Below are 15704 nucleotides of genomic sequence, written 5' to 3'. Positions count from 1 at the left end.
AGCACCATGATCCAATACCGCGTTAGCGGTGATAAAAAGCAGACGACACAGTGCGTCGCCTGCCGGATCGAGGTGCCGGATCAGCATCCGCGAAATTTCGCGTTCCGGACTTCGGCTGTCAGAGCGCAGTGGGAGGAGATGCAATGAATATTGGGCAGATACTGAAGGCGAAGGGCCGTGCAGTGGCGACCGCACGCCCCGACGTTACGCTTCTGGAAATCGCGAACAAGCTGGCTCAGAAGAAAATCGGCGCCATCGTCATCGTGGGCGAGCGGGGCGATGTGGTCGGCATCGTTTCGGAACGCGACCTGATCCGCAAGCTCGGCGAGCGCGGTCCGGAGGTGCTGAACGAGCCGGTGTCGCAAACCATGACCTCGTCGGTGATCTCGTGCCAGGAGTCGAGCACGCTCGACGAGCTCATGGAGGTCATGACGCAAGGGCGCTTCCGCCACGTGCCGGTAATCGAGGACGGTGCGCTCGTCGGCATCGTGTCGATCGGCGACATCGTGAAGAACCATATCGCCGAAGTGGAAATGGAAGTGACCGCGATGCGCGGCTACTTCGTCACCGGCTGATTATTTGGCGAGCCTGCGTTGGGCGGGCTCGCCGACTACCGCGGCAATCCAAAAAATCATGCGTTGGTGTAGATGCCTGAATGGGCGCCTGGTGCGTGCTCGCGGGCATCGATCTCGCGGTGCATTTCCGCGAGGTGGCGCTTTGCTGCTTCCTCGCCGCGGCGAATGAGCTCGTCGGCTCTGTGGAAGTCGAACAGCCCGACGTCAGACAAGCGCAGGTTGATCATTGCATCAGGTGGATCGCCGGCGAGCCGCGAGCGGGCAATGCGGTCCTGCACGATGTTGAACGCTTCCACCATCACCTTGGAGATGCCCGGTGTTGCTTCGCTCTTGCCGAGCACCTGACGCTTGAGCAAGCCACGCACGGTCTTCCCATTGGTGCCGTTCGCGGTGGGTGGATCCATTTCGGCGACGAGATCGGGCTCCAAATGCGGAACGACGGTTCCGCGGCCGCAAATGTCGAAGTTGAGATTGACGGCGATGACGTAGCGCGCGCCGTGGGCCCGGGCCACCGACACTGGGATCGGATTGACGAGCGCGCCGTCGAACAGCCAGCGGCCGTTGATCTTGACCGGACGGAAGATGCCTGGAAGCGCGTAGGATGCGCGCACGGCGTCGGCGAGACGGCCGCGCGAGAGCCAGATCTCATGGCCCGTGCCGATCTCGGTTGCGACCGCGGTGAAGTGCGGCTCCAGATCTTCAATATGCAGATTGCCGAGCTGCCGCTCGAGGCGGTCGCAGAGACGCTGGCCGTTGATCAGCGCGGTACCGGCAAAATTGAAGTCGAGATAGCCAAAGATGCGGCGGCGGGTCAGCTCGCGGGCGAATTCCTCCAGGGCATCGAGATGTCCGGCGGCGTGGCACGCGCCGACGACTGCGCCGATCGAGGTGCCAACGATGATGTCTGGTTTTATTCCGGCTTCGACGAGTGCTTTGAGAACACCGATATGCGCCCAGCCTCGTGCAGCACCACCACCGAGTGCTAGACCGATCTTCGCCTTGGCCATATGTCCACCTGCTCTCGCGCTTGTGCCCGCCGTGCCCCGGTGTGATGTGCCCCTTGATCAAAGCGAGAGGCTTGTCGCCCCAAGTCCGACTCAAGGAACCGGACCTGAAATTCAGCATACGCTTTAGATATAGGGGGCCAAGATTAACCTTGCACTATGAGGCAGACCCGTCTCGCAGTGCGGCGGACCAAACGCAGTTGCAGCAATGTTTGCCAGATCGGAAACTTACGTGTCAGCGTCGGGCGCGAAAGCCAGATGAGCCGCGGCTGGAGCATCGGCGGGCAATGGAAGCACGCGATAGAAGCAGCTCCGGCGGCCGGTGTGGCAGGTTTTGCCGTCACCTTTGACGTCAACGCGGAGCCAGACGACGTCTTGATCGCAGTCGGTGCGCATTTCGACGACGTTAAGTATGTTGCCGCTTTCCTCGCCCTTCTTCCAAAGCTTGTCCCGCGAGCGGCTCCAGAAATGGGCGACGCCGGTCTCGATGGTGAGGGCGAGGGCGTGCGCGTTCATGAAGGCGAACATCAAAACTTCGCCCGAGTGCGCGTCGGTGACGATGGCCGGAATGAGACCATCGGCGTCGAACTTCGGGGTGAAGTCGAGGCCGGATTCGATTTGCGCTTTGGCGCCCCGCGGGGCGAACGCGTCGGACTTGGTGGAGGACATGCGTGACCTTGTCAGTGTGCCGGGCTTAGGCGGGCGTTGGTGAGCCAATGGCGTCGAGAAAGCGTCGGCGCCAACGATCCTCGTCGCGGAAGACGCCGGTGAAATGCGATGTCTCCATGACGGCTCCGGGCTGGTTGACCTCCGATAGTGTCATGCATTGGTGCGTGGCGCGGATCAGCACGGCAACGCCGAGTGGCTCGAGACCGCTCTGGATGGTTTCGCCGATCTGAGCGGTGAGAGATTCCTGCACCTGCAGTCGCCGGGCAAAGATGTCGACGATGCGGGCGAGCTTCGAAAGGCCGACTACGCGGCGGTTCGGCAGATATGCTACGTGCGCAACGCCGGTGAACGGAGCGATGTGGTGCTCGCAATAGCTTTCGAGCCGGATGTCGCGCAGCAAGACCATGTCGGCGTAACCGGAGAGGTCCTCGTAGGTGCGGGCCAGCTCGGCTGCCGGGTCCTCGCGGTAGCCGCGGAAGCGTTCCTCGAAGGAGGCGGCGACGCGCTTGGGGGTATTGGCGAGCCCTGGCCGGGAGGGGTCGTCGCCGAGCCAGGCCAGCAGCGTGCGCACAGCCTGCTCGGCCTCGTCGCGCGATGGCCGGACGGGCTTGGCGCTGTGCAGCTTGGGGCCGGAGGCGTTGGTCAAGGTCGTCTCCTCGAATGGTCGGTACCGGGCTGGTGAAGTGGCAGGATAGTGCCGCGACGGCCTTACCGGGTGTGCTGAGGCGGCGGGCGCCTTATATTATCGGAGGTCCGCCGCCCGGATGGAAGCTGGCGGCCACCGGAAAACTGCAGGGGCGCATAGCTTAGATGGCTGACCTTGACGCGATCTACAACTCGAAGCTCCTGGAGCTGGCCGCGCACATACCCCACTGCGAGCGGCTTTCCAATCCGGATGCGACGGTGACGGCCCATTCCAAGCTGTGCGGGTCGACGGTGATGATCGACCTCAATCTGGAAGATGGTGTCGTGACCGGCTTCGGGCAGTCGGTGAAGGCGTGCCTGCTGGGGCAGGCGACGTGTTCTGTGGTCGGCAGCCATATTGTTGGGGCCCGCGTGGACGAGGTGCGCCAAGCGGGAGCTGAGATGCGGCGCATGCTGAAGGAAAATGGCGCCACGCCGACTGGGCGCTTTGCAGATCTCGCTGTTCTCGAACCAGTTCGGCACTATAAGGCGCGGCATGGCTCGGTGCTGCTGATCTTCGACGCGCTGGAGCGCGCCATCGCGGAGATCGAAAGCAAGCAGCCGGGTGAGCAGGCAAGCGCTGAGAGCGCCTAAAGAATGCAGGTCGCAAATGGCGGTGATCCGCGATCCGATGAAACTGCCGGGCCGGCGGAGCACGATCTATCCGGCGGAATTTGCAGCGGGCTTCGATAAGCGCATCAAGCGCGCGCTCGGCGATGCCGGTGGGCTGACGCAGTTCGGCGTCAACCTGACCACGCTGGAGCCGGGCGGAGTGTCCTCGCTGCGTCATTGGCATGCGAAAGAGGACGAGTTCATCTTCATCCTCGAAGGCGAAGCGGTCCTCGTCACCGAGGCCGGCGAGGAAGTGCTTGGCGCAGGGATGGCAGCGACGTTTGCTGCTGGGGTGCCGGATGCACACCAGCTCGTCAATCGCTCGAATGCGCCCGTGACCTATTTGGAGATCGGCACGCGCGCGGAGGATGACGAGGCGAATTATCCAGATATCGATCTGCGGTTCATCAAGCGCGAGGGCCAGCGCAGTTTCGTACGAAAGTCGGGCGAGCCCTACGAATGAGTCTCGCCGGCACGATCTTGAAGGTTCCCATCCATGTCTACCGCTGGACTCTGAAGCCGTATGTGGGGTGGAGTTGCCGGCACGTGCCTTCATGCTCGGAGTACGCGCTGGAAGCGATTGACAAGAACGGTGCCTGGCGCGGCTTCTGGCTGACGGTGTCGCGCTTGTCGCGGTGTCATCCGTGCGGTACGCGGGGGCACGATCCGGTGCCAGATCTGAGCCACGAGCATCATGTTCTCGCTCCGTGGCGTTATGGGCGCTGGTCCTGGAAAGAGCCGAGGAAACGCTAAGTGCAGTGGTCCGATGAGGGCATCATCCTATCGGTGAAAGCGCACGGGGAGACGGCGGCGATCGCCGAGATCTTTACGCGCGCGCATGGCCGCCATCTTGGGATGGTGCACGGCGGACGCTCGCGCAAACTGCGGCCCGTGCTGCAAATGGGCAATCACGTCGATGCGACGTGGAAGGCGCGGCTGGCCGAGCAGCTCGGGCATGTGGTTGTCGATCTGCGCAAAGGGTATGCGGCGCAGTCAATGGACGATCCGCTGGCGCTGGCGGGGTTGTCGTCCCTATGCGCGTTGGCGCGGTTGCTGCCCGAGCGCGACCCGCATCCGTCGCTGTTCGAGATCGCGCTATTCGTGCTGGGATATCTCGATGAGCCCGAGGTGTGGCCGGCGTTGATGGTGCGCTGGGAGCTCGCGCTGCTGGACGAATTGGGTTTCGGTCTCGATCTTTCAGCGTGCGCGGCGACAGGCAGCAACGACAACCTGATCTATGTTTCGCCGAAGTCTGGTCGGGCGGTGTCGGAGAGCGCAGGCGAGGACTACAAGGATCGCCTGTTGGCACTACCGCTGTTCCTCAGCAAAGCTCGGCAAGGCACGACGCCGACGCTGGCCGATGTCATTGCCGGGCTGGAACTCACCGGGCATTTTCTGGAAACGCGTGTTCTGCTGCCGCGCGGCGAGGCAATGCCGTCGGCCCGTGTGCGCTTCAAGGATCTGATGGGTCGGCGGGCTGCGGCGGCGGCCTAATCGCGGCCGATGCTCTGGCCGTTGACCTCGACCGTTACGCCCGTGGATGTCGGCTTCAGCGAATAGACTTGCCCAGCGCGCGTTTCATAGCGCGCTTTGACGTTCGGGGCGTCGGTAGTCTCAAAGGCGATAGTTCCGGGCAGGCAGGTCGTGTGCGTGATGATCTGGCGCGGGGAAACGGTGTTGGGCGTATCGTTGAAGCGATAAGCGATTGTGCTCGGCGCCTCGTTGCGGATCTTGAAGCTGTATTTTGCGGCTTCGGGGCGAGCGAACAATTGCACGGCGATATACTTCGGCTCGTTTGGCGAAACGCGCACCACACCGACGCCCGTCTCGGTGACGTGGGGGAGCAGCATGTTCTTTCTGTGCCCGGGCGAGTTCTCCCAGCCTGTGACCGTACGGCGAGCATATTCATCTGTGGTCAAGCTGCGTCTCGCGAGGATAGACGCGAGGTTTTCGCTCAATTCACAGTAGCTGTAACCAGCGCTTGTGACGCGCTGCGCGGGCGTCGTTCCATCCGCCGTGTGCGACAGACCCTGAAACGCGATCAGCTTCTTCGCGTAGGCGCGTGCCGCGGCAGCAAGCGTCGGATTCTGGCGAACGGGGGCGAGCTTCTGCGTGGCGCGGAAGGCATTCGTCAGTTCGATGATCGCGGTTTCAGCAGCCGGAGGATCGGGCAACACGGGCATCAGCTATCCTCGCGAGAGGTCTCGACGTGGAACTTATGCAGGACGCGATGGAAAATCGGCGCCAGCACGAAGCCGGTGGCGATGACGACGATCAAGCCCGAATAGAGCGCGTAGAAGCCGGCGAAGACTTTACCCGCCTGCGAGTGAAGCTGCGAAGCCGGACCCATGCTCGATAGAATCATCGAAGCATTGAGAAACGCATCGGTCAGCGTCATGCCTTCGAAGTACATATAGCCGGCAATCCCGATCACAAGGCTGGGCAAGATCAAGATCATTGCGAGGCCGACCGCGCGGGCCATGCGCTCGGCAAAAGCGATGCGCGTCGCGACCTTCTGGTGGCGCTTCTCAAACTTGGTGAGGCTCAGTTCGATGGCCCGTCCTCCTGTCAGATCGGGCGGAATCTAAGCCCTTTCCAGGATGGCAACAATGTGCGCATCGCCATTATGCGCCTGTTGTTCTCGCGGCTATACTGTCTGGTTCGTGCCGGTGCTTTGGCCGGCTGCCAGAAGTCGAGAGCTGAGAGACTGATATGAGCCGCGCGTTCGTCAAGGAGCAGGATAGCGTCGACGAGCTGCCTGACCGCTTGATCTCCGAGCATCCCAACCTTGTGACCAAGGAGGGCTTGGCGCAGATCGAGGGCGAGGTGCAGAAATTCGACGCTGAGCACGCTGCGGCTCAGGCCGAAGGCGATCGCGAGGCCATGGCGGCGACCGCGCGCGACTTGCGCTACTGGAGTTCGCGACTGGCAAGTGCGGAGCTGGTGCCGCTCCCCGCAGACAACGATCAGGTGCAGTTCGGCTCGACTGTGACGATCGCGCGCGATGACGGTCGCCGGCAGACGTATCGCATCGTGGGCGAAGACGAGGCCGATCCGGCGAAGGGCTCGATCTCATATGTCTCGCCGCTTGCACGCCAGCTCGCCGGAAAATCCGTCGGTGACATCGTCAAGGTCGCGGGTGCGGAAGCCGAAATCGTCGAGATCAACTAGTCGGCCGCGCGAAGGCTAGCTGCCTTGGCCGATAGGAAACACCTGGCTCCAGCCGGCGCCGTCGCTATCGCGCGCGTCGATACGCAGGGCCGTCGCGCCGTTGGTGCGATAGTCGAAGTCGATGACGGGGTCCTGGGCCAAAGTCATCGAACCTTGCATGGAAAACACGCGCTCATCGCCCTGACGCACTTCGACATCGGTGAGGATGCGCAGCGGCACATACAGCAGCGTGAGCTGATCGAGCACCATGCCGGTGTGGTTGGGGTGCATGATCTTGAGGCGCGCGCGCGGTTCGATTTGCGTGGCGGCGCCCTGCTTGGACAGCGGTTCGAGTGTCATATTCCCCATCGTCGCCGCGATCTGCTCGGGGCTGCCGGAGGGTGGCGCAGAGCATGCCGCCTGGCCTCCGGCGAAGCGCACGAAGCGCTGAGCCATATAGAGCTGACCGTCGGAGGCCTCGACGATGGCGCGCACGTCGGTGGCGGCGTTGAGGCGTAGCTTGGTCGACAGATGCACGTGCTCGCGGGTGCCGCCGAACTCGAAGCGCGCGGCGACTGGCGATGGGTTCTCGTCGACGATCAGCGTGACAGCGCGGATGCTGCGGCCATCGGCGAATTTCGCCTCCACGTCGATCGGGGTCGCGCGCTGATCCAGCGGACGGAAGGGGGCTTCGAGGTGCACAAGATCACCCGCAGGGGTGATGGTACGCTCGGCGAAGAGGCTGCCGCGGATCTCGTCCCAGGCGTTGCCGGCATTTGCGGGGAGCGCGAAGCCGAGGACCAAGCTCACGGCAGCAGTGCAGGCGAGCAGCAATCGGGCGCGGCGCATCTGGCGATTCTCTCGTTCTTATTTGGCCAAACGAGTATGCCCATTGCCATTCGTTCCCACAATGGCGACGTTGATAGTCGGTCTTGGCGCCGGCGATTGCTCCTGGTATTGAACTGCTGCCGATGATGGGCAGCTTCACGCTGCCAACGGCCGTAAGCGTTCACGTGAGGCAACGCATCCAACCCGGCTCCGATGCTGGAGGGATGCGATTTGACATTGCCCACCACGCACCGAGCCGTACTGAAAGTCATGAAAATATGTCGATCGTTCAACGCTCTCAGCGCAGGCGTCTGCCCGCGCAGTACGTCTCGATCATCATGCCGTTGGTGCTGTCGCTGCTGATGACGTTCGTCGTCTCGGCTATTTCGACCTGGAAGAGCCTCGGGTTCGGTCCGATGTTCCTTTCGACTTGGCCAGTCGCCTGGGGATTGTCATGGCTAGTGGCCTTTCCGACCTTGCTGGTCGTGCTGCCGGTCGTTCGGCGCATCGTCGGACTGATCGTCGAGCCGCCTTTGGCGAACCGCTGATTGCGGCATGCGGCTGGAGGCGGCCTTTTGGGTCGCCTCCGTCCCGATATGGGGATATTCGTCAGGTCGTTTCAGGCTTCGTTGCGGCCGATGGAGAACCGCTTCGGGGGCTCAGCCAACTGAGCCGCTCGCGCACCGTGAGGCCGACGTTGATTACAAAGCATCGCAGCCAGTCCTTGGGACCAAGGGTGCGGATGTTCCATGCAAACGATCGAAAGCGAATAAGCACGGCGGGAAACTTCGTTGTTGAAATATACAACCACGATATAGGTTTACCTGTGGAATACAATCCAAAGTTGTGTCACTATCGTTTCTGATAGGCTGTACCAAATATCCGGCCGGCGATGTCGAGGCAGCGGCGGAAGCCGGTGAGATCCGACAGGGTGCAGCTGGAAGACACCTCTTGGGTCACGAACTCGCCACCGGCGTCGAGAATGGCAACGGCGATCATGAGGTTTTCGGCTAGCCCGAAATCCTCGATGTCGGCGGCGTTGCTTTCCGCGTCCCATACGTGCCCCACCGCCTCGGCTGTCGCGCGCACGCGGGCGGCGTAGTCTGCGGTGGTGTTGGAGTAGCCGAGCACGGGCTTGCCCAGCGCCTGCATGAAGCCGATCTCGAACGCCGTGCCTGCGTCGATGGAGATTGAGCGGAACGGCGTGCAGTTGGCGATCACGAGCTCGCACGAGCGCATCAGTCGTTCATTGCCGTGACTGATGCGGCGGGCGAGTTCCTGCGGCTGCAAATGCGCCGCGCCCTCGATCGCGTTGTCGAGGGGGTAGACGCCTTCGAAGCCATGCTCGGCGCATACGCGCTTTTTCGCTTCGCCCTGCTGAACAGCGTCGGGGAAGAACACCTCCGGCCCAGCGAGGTAGATGCGTGGCGTATCAGGCATTTGCGGTTTGGAGTGCCTTGATCCGATCTGCGTCCTGATCGGAGTCCGGTGCAGCGACGATGCGCTCGGCCGGCTTCTTGATCAGAGCGACAAGCGTATAGCTGATGATCAGCAACAGGAACCAGGAACCGAACTTTCCGGCACTGACCATCGACCAGGTGGCGCGCTGGGTCGGATAGAGCCAGGTCTTGGTGAAGGTTCCGACATTTTCTGCCAGCCAGATGAAGGAGGTGACGAGCCCCAATCCGAGCAGGAGGGGCATCCAGCGATACTCGCGCCAATTGACGAAATAGATGCGGGTGCGCGCGAAGAGGACAGCCGCGGCAAGAAACAGTGCCCAGCGCATATCCGGCATGTAGTGGTGGGTGAAGAAGTTGGCGTAGATCGCGACGCTGAGTGCGACGAGCCAGCCAGTCGAAGGATGGGCTCTAAACTCGAAGTGGAACAGCGTCCAGGCGCGGCAGATGTAGCTGCCGATGCACGAGTACATGAAGCCGGAAAAGAGCGGGACGCCGGCGATGCGAAAGAAGCATTCTTCCGGGTAGATCCAGGAGCCCACCGAGGTCTTGAAGATTTCCATGATTGTGCCGACCACGTGATAGGCGGCGATGACCTTGGCCTCTTCCATCGTCTCCAAGCGGAAGATGAGCAGCATGGCTTGTAGCGAGAGCGCGGCGAGGAAGAGAAAATCATAGCGGGCCAGCGCCGCGTGGCCCGGATAGAACAGGTAAGTCGCAATCAGCAACGAGACCATCAGGCCGCCGAACAGGCAGGCCCAGGCTTGCTTCATGCCGAAGCGAAGGAACTCGTAGAGCGCCGCCGTCGCCGGGCGACTGCTCATGCGCGTAGCAACGTGCGCTTCGGCCTCGATGAACTGGCGGAGCACCGGCCATGCGGCGGCGCCGCTGCGGCTCGTCATCTTGTCGTCGCGCACGCTGGAACTCGCTGGGGAGGATGCAGACCGACCGAGTTTGGAGGCGCAGTGCGCCTAAATTTCGGCCACGCTTCCGGCCTCCGCTAGACGAGTTCGGTGACGGTGCGGGCGACGGAAGCGAGCGCTTTCTCGCGGGCTTCGGGTGAAGCGCCGGGGGCCGTCAGGTAGGCGGCAATGATGAGCGGGGGATGGTTCGGCGGCCAGACGATGGCGACGTCGCTGGTGGTCCCTTTACAGGTGCCCGTTTTGTCGCCGACGCGCCAGTCAGACGGCAGGCCTGCGCGGAGGCGTGCGTCGCCGGTCTTGTTGGCGACGAGCCAGTCGAGCAGCTGCTTCTCGTTGGACTTGGACAAGACATTGCCGAGCAGGATGCGCTGCACGGTATAGGCCATGGCGCGCGGCGTGGTGCCGTCGCGGAAATCGCCCTCCGATACGTCGTTGAGCGCGGGTTCGGCGCGGTCGAGGCGCGTCGCCTGATCGCCGAGAGTGCGCAGCCAGTTGGTGAGGGCTTCGGGTCCGCCGAAGGTCTTGAGAAGCACGTTGGCGGCGGTGTTGTCGCTGCGGGTGATGGCGGCTTCGCATAGCTCGGCTATGGTCATGCCTTCGCCGCCGATATGCTGCTCGGTAACGGGCGAGTAGGGGACGATGTCGCCCTTCTCGATGACGATGCGGCGGTCGAGTTTTTCCTCGCCGTTATCGACGCGCACGAGCACCAGGGCTGCGGCAAGGAGTTTGAAGGTGCTGCAGAGTGGGAAGCGCTCAAACGGGTTGCGGGCGTACAACTCGCCGGTTTTTGTGTCGATAATGGCGACGCCCAGCTTGCCCTTGATGCCAGCTTCGATCTCGGCGAGCTTGGCGTCGATGTCGGATGGTGCCGCGTTCGCTGGGGACGTCGTTACCTGGGCGGCGGCAATGGCAAGGGCGGCCCCGAGGACCTCGCGGCGACTGATCGCTGGCATATCTGTCTCCCGAACGTTTCTTTGTGCAGCGGCAGGTGCGCCGCTTACCGCGTTGGCGGCATTGGTCGAAGTTCAGTTATGGGAGATCGGTGCCCGGCACCAGGAAACTATTGGCCGCGCTGCTTGCCGTTTCTTCCGGGGTTGCCGCCCGAGGCCCGCAACAACGAGCGCTTTCGGCGCGATGAAGCGCGGATAATTAGTTGCGAGCGGTGAGACCGAGCCAGCCGAGTGTCGTGGCGATAATGCCGGTGACCCAGCTTACCCACACCGGGATAGCCGTCGATGCAACTTCGACATTCCAGCCGCCGACAGCGCGGGTGAGCTGAACGAGTGCGATAGCCAAGAAGACGGCTCCGGCGATGTATGAAAAGGTTCTGGCAGTCATGTTCGCTTCCTCCGCAGCTCAGCTCAGCTCAGCGGGAAGCATGGCGCAATCGTTCTACTGCCGCGTGGACAAAGCCGATAAAATTGAAGGCCCCCGGAGGATATTCTTCCGCGGGGGCCCGATATTCGGCTGATGTCGATCAGTCTCAGTTGTCGAGGAAGGAGCGCAGCTTGCGCGAGCGGCTCGGGTGCTTGAGCTTGCGCAGCGCCTTGGCCTCGATCTGACGGATGCGTTCGCGCGTGACCGAGAACTGCTGGCCGACTTCTTCCAGCGTGTGGTCGGTGTTCATGCCGATGCCGAAGCGCATACGCAACACGCGCTCTTCGCGCGGGGTGAGCGAGGCCAGGACGCGGGTGGTGGTCTCGCGCAGGTTCGACTGGATGGCGGCGTCGATCGGGAGCACCGCGTTGCGGTCCTCGATGAAATCGCCCAGGTGTGAATCTTCCTCGTCGCCGATCGGCGTTTCGAGCGAGATCGGCTCCTTGGCGATCTTCAGAACCTTGCGCACCTTCTCCAGCGGCATGGCCAGCTTTTCGGCCAGCTCTTCCGGGGTCGGCTCGCGGCCGATCTCGTGCAGCATCTGGCGCGAAGTGCGCACGATCTTGTTGATCGTCTCGATCATGTGCACGGGAATGCGGATGGTGCGCGCCTGATCGGCGATCGAGCGGGTGATGGCCTGACGGATCCACCAGGTAGCATAGGTCGAGAACTTGTAGCCGCGGCGGTATTCGAACTTATCGACCGCCTTCATCAGGCCGATGTTGCCTTCCTGGATCAGGTCGAGGAACTGCAGGCCGCGGTTGGTGTATTTCTTGGCGATGGAGATGACGAGGCGGAGGTTCGCTTCGACCATTTCCTTCTTTGCCTGGCGGGCTTCGCGCTCGCCCTTCTGCACCGCCTTGACGATGCGGCGGAACTCGGTGATTTCGAGGCCGGTTTCGGAGGCGAGGGTGTGGATGTCACCGCGCTGCTTCTCGATGCGGGCCTTCTCGTTCTTGACAAACGTCTGCCACTTGCGACCAAGACCGCTGACGCGATCGAGCCAGGTCTGATCGAGCTCGTTGCCGAAGTACTCGTCGATGAATGCCTGGCGCGGCACGCCGCACGACTCTGCAAGGCGCATGAGCTGGCCTTCGAGACCGACGAGCTTCTTGTTGATGCCGTAGAGCTGCTCGACGAGGCTTTCGATACGGTTGTTGTTGAGCGAGAGGCTCTTCACGTCCGCGATGATTTCCTCGCGGTGCTTGTCGTAGGCCTTCTGCTCCTTCTTGGAGCCCTGCTCGCCGGCAACCTGCTGCTCGAGCTTCTTGTCCTGCTGCTTGCGCAGCTTCTTGTAGGTGGAGGCGATGCGGTCGAACGTCTCTAGGACCTTCGGCTTCAGCTCGGCTTCCATGGCTGCGAGCGAGAGCGCATTTTCGTAGTCGTCCTCGTCATCCATCTCGCCTTCGGCTGGCGTCTCGGATGAGCCTTCCTCGGCTTCGGCTTCTTCGCCTTCGCCCAGGGCAGGAGGCGGCTGCTTAGCCTCGGGGCCTTCGTAGGTCGCTTCGAGATCGATGATGTCGCGGAGCAGAATCTTGCCTTCGTTCAGCTCGTCGCGCCAGATGATGATGGCCTGGAAGGTCAGCGGGCTTTCGCACAGTCCGGCAATCATCGCCTCGCGGCCGGCCTCGATGCGCTTGGCGATGGCGATTTCGCCCTCGCGCGACAGAAGCTCAACGGAGCCCATCTCGCGCAGGTACATGCGCACGGGATCATCGGTGCGCTCGGTCGGCTCGGAACGAGTGCTGGTGGTGGTGAGCGCGGATTGCGGGGCGAGGGCGCGGCCACCGCCTTCTTCTTCGTCGGTATCGTCGGCGCCGGCAGCTTCCTGGGCTTCCTCGCCTTCCTCAGTATCGACAACGTTGATGCCCATATCGGACAGCATCGCCATCGTGTCCTCGATCTGCTCGGAGGACACTTCTTCGGAGGGGAGGACGGAGTTCAGCTCGTCATACGTGACATAACCGCGGGCCTTCGCGGTCTTCAGCAGTTTCTTGACGGCCTGATCGGAGAGATCGAGGAGCGGGCTGTCGCGCTCGGGAGCGTCACCCTGCTTGTCCTGGTCCTCGTTCTTCGCTACCGGCGCGACCTTAGTGCGTCCGGTGGAGGCTTTCGTCTTAACGGCCTGTGCTTTCAAGGGCTCGCATCCCGCTTTGTCAGCGCCTGACGGCGTGCGACGTTTCGTCGCAATGGCTTTCAGTTCCGGTGAAACACCAGGGCGTGCGCATGCCGAAGGTGTCCACCCCTTTGATCCCTGCACTACCCGCGCCGCACGCGCGGGACACATAGCGCTCGTCTCACCCCTCGCACGCAAAGAGCACGCCAGAACAACTGGTTAATCTGCTGAGATGGGTTCGCTTGCCCTTGCAAGCAGGCCCTGGATCTCGCAGATGCGCGCAAGCGCGTCCTCGGAGCCGTCCCGGTGATAAGCCTGGACAGCTGCTTCGAGCGACTTCTGCAAGCCGACCTGCCTCTCATGCAGCGCGAGGGCGTGGCGCCAGCCAGCTTCCACCTCGGCCCGCGGGGCATCAGGCTCTGCGAAACGATCGCTTCTATGCGTAACGGAACGCTCCACAAGGTCTACGACCTTGCCGAGGCCCGCATCGCTCAATTGGGAGCGTAGGCGTGCTCTGTCAAGCTCATTCTCCACAGCTTGGCTCGCCAGGATCATATCTCGCAGCCGTGCCATGGGCTGGGAAGCGAGGGTGGCGGCGGCAATCTCTTCGGCATGCTCGTCGATAAGCCAGGGGTGATTGAGCAGCGTTTTCAGTAGTAAGGCTTCGCGTGGCGGGGCCAGTTCGGCGCGCGAGGCCAACTCGGGGCTGGCGGCGGCGCGGCGTGGTGCGACGATGGGAAACGTCGCGGAGCCGAGCCGGGCACGCTCGCGTAAGCGCCAATCGGGGGTGGTATTGTTTCGGCGCGGGGCAGGACCGTTTGCGGACTTGCGCGGTCCCTGGCCGCGCGCGATCTCGCGCACCACGGTACGGTTGAGGGCGTAGAGCGTCTCGCGTAGCTCGCGCTCATACTGGGCGCGGACCCCCCCATCGCCAATCTTGGCGACCATGCCCGCGAGCCGGCTCTCGAACGCTGCGCGTTGCTCGGGGGTGGAGAGATCCTGCCCTTGCGTCTCGCGCTCCCACAGCACGTCGAAGAGCGCGCGCGTTTTCGCAAGTTCATCGGCGAAAGCTTGCGGTCCGCTCTGGCGCACGAGGTCGTCTGGGTCGAGCCCGCCGGGCAGGAACGAAAAGCGCACGCTGTGGCCGGGCGTCAGCAGCGGCAGGACAGTTTCGACGGCACGGAAGGCGGCCTTGCGGCCAGCCGCGTCGCCGTCGAAGCAGAGGATCGGCTCGTCGACCATGCGCCAGAGCAGCTTCACCTGATCTTCGGTGAGGGCCGTGCCGAGCGGGGCAACCGCCTCTGGGAAGCCCGCTTCGCTCAGCGAGATGACGTCCATATAGCCCTCGACGACGACGATGCGGGATTTGTCGTGGGCGGGACCGCGAGCGCGCTGAGCGTTGAAGAGAATGTGGCCCTTATGGAAGAGGGGTGTTTCCGGCGAGTTGAGGTATTTGGCCGGCGCGTCGGGAGCGAGCGCGCGACCGCCAAACGCAATCGCCCGTCCGCGCAGGTCGGTGATGGGAAACATGACGCGATGGCGGAAGCGGTCGTAGGCGACGGGGATGTCCTCGCCGCCGATGAGCATGCCCGAGGCGATCATTTCCTCGACCTTGAAGCCGGCGGCCGCCAGGTGCTGGCGCAGCGCCGACTTGTCGTTGGGTGCATAGCCGATTTTGAAGGCGGCGATGGTCTCGCGCTTGAGGCCGCGTTTTTCCAGGTAGCGCCGGGCTTCAGTGCCAGCGCCCGATTTCAGCGCTTCCTCAAAGAAGGCCTGAGATATCTCGATGATCCGGTAGAGGCGCTCGCGCTCGTCTTCGCGTGCTTCATCGTGTGCCGACACCTTGGGCATCGGCACGCCGGCTTCGGCGGCGAGGCGCTCGATGGCCTCGGGGAATGAGAGCCCCTCGGTCTTCATCAGGAAGGTAAAGATGTCGCCGTGCTCGCCAGAGGCGAAGCAGTGGTAGAAGCCCTTCTGGTCGTTGACCGTGAAAGAGGGGGTCTTCTCCATTTTGAAGGGGGAGAGGCCCTTGTATTCACGCCCAGCGCGCTTCAGCGCCACTTTGCGGCCGACGACCGCGCTGACGCTGATGCGCGCGCGGATCTCTTCCAGAAAGTTTGGCGGATAGCGCATTTGGGCCCATTGCCAAGTGTCGGACGAGCAAGAAAGAACGCGGCGCGCGCTCTGTAGGCGAACGTATCGCCTGATTCGCTCGCGTCCCCACGTGGCACAAGTGTGCTGTCACCGATGTGCACAGGCACCGATTACGCCAAGTGCCGGCCGGGACGCGCCCGAACAGCCGCTCGTGA

At 62.9% G+C, this 15704-nt stretch carries 19 protein-coding genes; 7 read left to right on the top strand and 12 right to left on the bottom strand.

Annotated features, from left to right (window positions below; genetic code table 11):
* Positions 1 to 143: 143 nt before the first annotated feature.
* Positions 144 to 575 carry a CBS domain-containing protein gene (locus ACP15D_RS02340; RefSeq protein WP_424955961.1) on the top strand — a complete coding sequence of 144 codons (432 nt, stop codon included), beginning with the start codon at positions 144 to 146 and terminating at the stop codon, positions 573 to 575.
* A gap of 56 nt (positions 576 to 631) precedes the next feature.
* Here the strand turns inward: ACP15D_RS02340 and ACP15D_RS02335 are convergent, their stop codons facing one another.
* The 3 genes from ACP15D_RS02335 to folE all read right to left on the bottom strand — a co-directional run bounded on the left by ACP15D_RS02335 (position 632) and on the right by folE (position 2894).
* Complete coding sequence (locus ACP15D_RS02335) at positions 632 to 1582, bottom strand: patatin-like phospholipase family protein (protein WP_072377814.1); 951 nt, start codon at positions 1580 to 1582, stop codon at positions 632 to 634.
* Between the two features lie 225 nt (positions 1583 to 1807).
* Positions 1808 to 2248, bottom strand: a complete 441-nt coding sequence (gene hisI, locus ACP15D_RS02330) for a phosphoribosyl-AMP cyclohydrolase (RefSeq protein WP_424955960.1) — start codon at positions 2246 to 2248, stop codon at positions 1808 to 1810.
* A gap of 25 nt (positions 2249 to 2273) precedes the next feature.
* Positions 2274 to 2894, bottom strand: a complete 621-nt coding sequence (gene folE, locus ACP15D_RS02325) for a GTP cyclohydrolase I FolE (protein WP_424955959.1) — start codon at positions 2892 to 2894, stop codon at positions 2274 to 2276.
* 164 nt (positions 2895 to 3058) lie between these two features.
* Here folE and ACP15D_RS02320 point away from each other — a divergent pair, with 164 nt between their 5' ends.
* The 4 genes from ACP15D_RS02320 to recO are packed head-to-tail and all read left to right on the top strand — an operon-like array spanning position 3059 to position 5038.
* Positions 3059 to 3526 (top strand): iron-sulfur cluster assembly scaffold protein, encoded by a 468-nt coding sequence (locus ACP15D_RS02320; protein ID WP_424955958.1) that lies wholly within the window; start codon positions 3059 to 3061, stop codon positions 3524 to 3526.
* A gap of 16 nt (positions 3527 to 3542) precedes the next feature.
* On the top strand, positions 3543 to 4007 hold the full coding sequence (locus tag ACP15D_RS02315) for a cupin domain-containing protein (protein WP_424955957.1): 465 nt from the start codon (positions 3543 to 3545) through the stop codon (positions 4005 to 4007).
* On the top strand, positions 4004 to 4297 hold the full coding sequence (gene yidD / locus ACP15D_RS02310; RefSeq protein ID WP_424955955.1) for a membrane protein insertion efficiency factor YidD: 294 nt from the start codon (positions 4004 to 4006) through the stop codon (positions 4295 to 4297). The genes ACP15D_RS02315 and yidD overlap by 4 nt, the downstream gene beginning before the upstream one ends.
* On the top strand, positions 4298 to 5038 hold the full coding sequence (recO, locus tag ACP15D_RS02305; RefSeq protein ID WP_424955954.1) for a DNA repair protein RecO: 741 nt from the start codon (positions 4298 to 4300) through the stop codon (positions 5036 to 5038).
* On the opposite strand, the gene ACP15D_RS02300 is transcribed toward recO, so the two are convergent.
* Entirely contained in the window at positions 5035 to 5727 is a 693-nt protein-coding gene (locus ACP15D_RS02300; RefSeq protein ID WP_424955952.1) for a CAP domain-containing protein, read from the bottom strand. The genes recO and ACP15D_RS02300 overlap by 4 nt on opposite strands.
* Positions 5727 to 6002: a hypothetical protein gene (locus ACP15D_RS02295; RefSeq protein ID WP_424955951.1), complete on the bottom strand. Its 276-nt coding sequence runs from the start codon at positions 6000 to 6002 to the stop codon at positions 5727 to 5729. Before ACP15D_RS02295 ends, ACP15D_RS02300 begins: the two co-directional genes overlap by 1 nt.
* 254 nt (positions 6003 to 6256) lie before the next feature.
* Here ACP15D_RS02295 and greA point away from each other — a divergent pair, with 254 nt between their 5' ends.
* Positions 6257 to 6715: a transcription elongation factor GreA gene (greA, locus tag ACP15D_RS02290; protein WP_424955950.1), complete on the top strand. Its 459-nt coding sequence runs from the start codon at positions 6257 to 6259 to the stop codon at positions 6713 to 6715.
* A 15-nt stretch (positions 6716 to 6730) separates the two neighbouring features.
* On the opposite strand, the gene ACP15D_RS02285 is transcribed toward greA, so the two are convergent.
* Positions 6731 to 7543, bottom strand: coding sequence for a quinoprotein dehydrogenase-associated SoxYZ-like carrier (locus tag ACP15D_RS02285; RefSeq protein WP_424955949.1), 813 nt, complete (start codon positions 7541 to 7543; stop codon positions 6731 to 6733).
* 257 nt (positions 7544 to 7800) lie between these two features.
* On the opposite strand from ACP15D_RS02285, the gene ACP15D_RS02280 reads away from it, so the two are divergent.
* Entirely contained in the window at positions 7801 to 8070 is a 270-nt protein-coding gene (locus tag ACP15D_RS02280) for a DUF2798 domain-containing protein (protein ID WP_424959160.1), read from the top strand.
* A 304-nt stretch (positions 8071 to 8374) separates the two neighbouring features.
* Here the strand turns inward: ACP15D_RS02280 and ACP15D_RS02275 are convergent, their stop codons facing one another.
* From ACP15D_RS02275 to dnaG, 6 genes are all read right to left on the bottom strand, one after another.
* Positions 8375 to 8962, bottom strand: a complete 588-nt coding sequence (locus ACP15D_RS02275) for a nucleoside 2-deoxyribosyltransferase (RefSeq protein ID WP_424955948.1) — start codon at positions 8960 to 8962, stop codon at positions 8375 to 8377.
* Positions 8955 to 9881: a DUF817 domain-containing protein gene (locus tag ACP15D_RS02270; protein ID WP_424959159.1), complete on the bottom strand. Its 927-nt coding sequence runs from the start codon at positions 9879 to 9881 to the stop codon at positions 8955 to 8957. The genes ACP15D_RS02275 and ACP15D_RS02270 overlap by 8 nt, the downstream gene beginning before the upstream one ends.
* 98 nt (positions 9882 to 9979) lie before the next feature.
* A complete protein-coding gene (gene bla, locus ACP15D_RS02265; RefSeq protein WP_424955947.1) occupies positions 9980 to 10855 on the bottom strand; it encodes a class A beta-lactamase in 876 nt (291 codons plus the stop codon).
* A gap of 196 nt (positions 10856 to 11051) precedes the next feature.
* Entirely contained in the window at positions 11052 to 11240 is a 189-nt protein-coding gene (locus ACP15D_RS02260; RefSeq protein WP_424955946.1) for a hypothetical protein, read from the bottom strand.
* Positions 11241 to 11385: 145 nt separating this feature from the next.
* Complete coding sequence (gene rpoD, locus ACP15D_RS02255; RefSeq protein ID WP_424955945.1) at positions 11386 to 13416, bottom strand: RNA polymerase sigma factor RpoD; 2031 nt, start codon at positions 13414 to 13416, stop codon at positions 11386 to 11388.
* A 198-nt stretch (positions 13417 to 13614) separates the two neighbouring features.
* Positions 13615 to 15528 (bottom strand): DNA primase, encoded by a 1914-nt coding sequence (gene dnaG / locus ACP15D_RS02250; RefSeq protein WP_424955944.1) that lies wholly within the window; start codon positions 15526 to 15528, stop codon positions 13615 to 13617.
* Positions 15529 to 15704 lie beyond the last annotated feature (176 nt).

It is taken from the genome of Hyphomicrobium sp. 1Nfss2.1, assembly GCF_965243865.1.
Classification (GTDB): Bacteria; Pseudomonadota; Alphaproteobacteria; order Rhizobiales; family Hyphomicrobiaceae; genus Hyphomicrobium_A.
Note: the sequence above shows the minus strand (reverse complement) of the source record. Positions and strands in the feature narration are given on the sequence as shown.

What these genes read in the sequence shown, in the direction of transcription:
- ACP15D_RS02315 (WP_424955957.1), top strand. Translation starts at nt 3,543, where the DNA reads ATGGCGGTGATCCGCGATCCGATGAAACTGCCGGGCCGGCGGAGCACG.
- ACP15D_RS02300 (WP_424955952.1), bottom strand. Translation starts at nt 5,727, where the DNA reads ATGCCCGTGTTGCCCGATCCTCCGGCTGCTGAAACCGCGATCATCGAA.
- ACP15D_RS02275 (WP_424955948.1), bottom strand. Translation starts at nt 8,962, where the DNA reads ATGCCTGATACGCCACGCATCTACCTCGCTGGGCCGGAGGTGTTCTTC.
- ACP15D_RS02335 (WP_072377814.1), bottom strand. Translation starts at nt 1,582, where the DNA reads ATGGCCAAGGCGAAGATCGGTCTAGCACTCGGTGGTGGTGCTGCACGA.
- ACP15D_RS02270 (WP_424959159.1), bottom strand. Translation starts at nt 9,881, where the DNA reads ATGACGAGCCGCAGCGGCGCCGCCGCATGGCCGGTGCTCCGCCAGTTC.
- dnaG (WP_424955944.1), bottom strand. Translation starts at nt 15,528, where the DNA reads ATGCGCTATCCGCCAAACTTTCTGGAAGAGATCCGCGCGCGCATCAGC.
- yidD (WP_424955955.1), top strand. Translation starts at nt 4,004, where the DNA reads ATGAGTCTCGCCGGCACGATCTTGAAGGTTCCCATCCATGTCTACCGC.
- ACP15D_RS02295 (WP_424955951.1), bottom strand. Translation starts at nt 6,002, where the DNA reads ATGATCTTGATCTTGCCCAGCCTTGTGATCGGGATTGCCGGCTATATG.
- ACP15D_RS02285 (WP_424955949.1), bottom strand. Translation starts at nt 7,543, where the DNA reads ATGCGCCGCGCCCGATTGCTGCTCGCCTGCACTGCTGCCGTGAGCTTG.
- bla (WP_424955947.1), bottom strand. Translation starts at nt 10,855, where the DNA reads ATGCCAGCGATCAGTCGCCGCGAGGTCCTCGGGGCCGCCCTTGCCATT.
- greA (WP_424955950.1), top strand. Translation starts at nt 6,257, where the DNA reads ATGAGCCGCGCGTTCGTCAAGGAGCAGGATAGCGTCGACGAGCTGCCT.
- hisI (WP_424955960.1), bottom strand. Translation starts at nt 2,248, where the DNA reads ATGTCCTCCACCAAGTCCGACGCGTTCGCCCCGCGGGGCGCCAAAGCG.
- ACP15D_RS02320 (WP_424955958.1), top strand. Translation starts at nt 3,059, where the DNA reads ATGGCTGACCTTGACGCGATCTACAACTCGAAGCTCCTGGAGCTGGCC.
- ACP15D_RS02260 (WP_424955946.1), bottom strand. Translation starts at nt 11,240, where the DNA reads ATGACTGCCAGAACCTTTTCATACATCGCCGGAGCCGTCTTCTTGGCT.
- ACP15D_RS02340 (WP_424955961.1), top strand. Translation starts at nt 144, where the DNA reads ATGAATATTGGGCAGATACTGAAGGCGAAGGGCCGTGCAGTGGCGACC.
- ACP15D_RS02280 (WP_424959160.1), top strand. Translation starts at nt 7,801, where the DNA reads ATGTCGATCGTTCAACGCTCTCAGCGCAGGCGTCTGCCCGCGCAGTAC.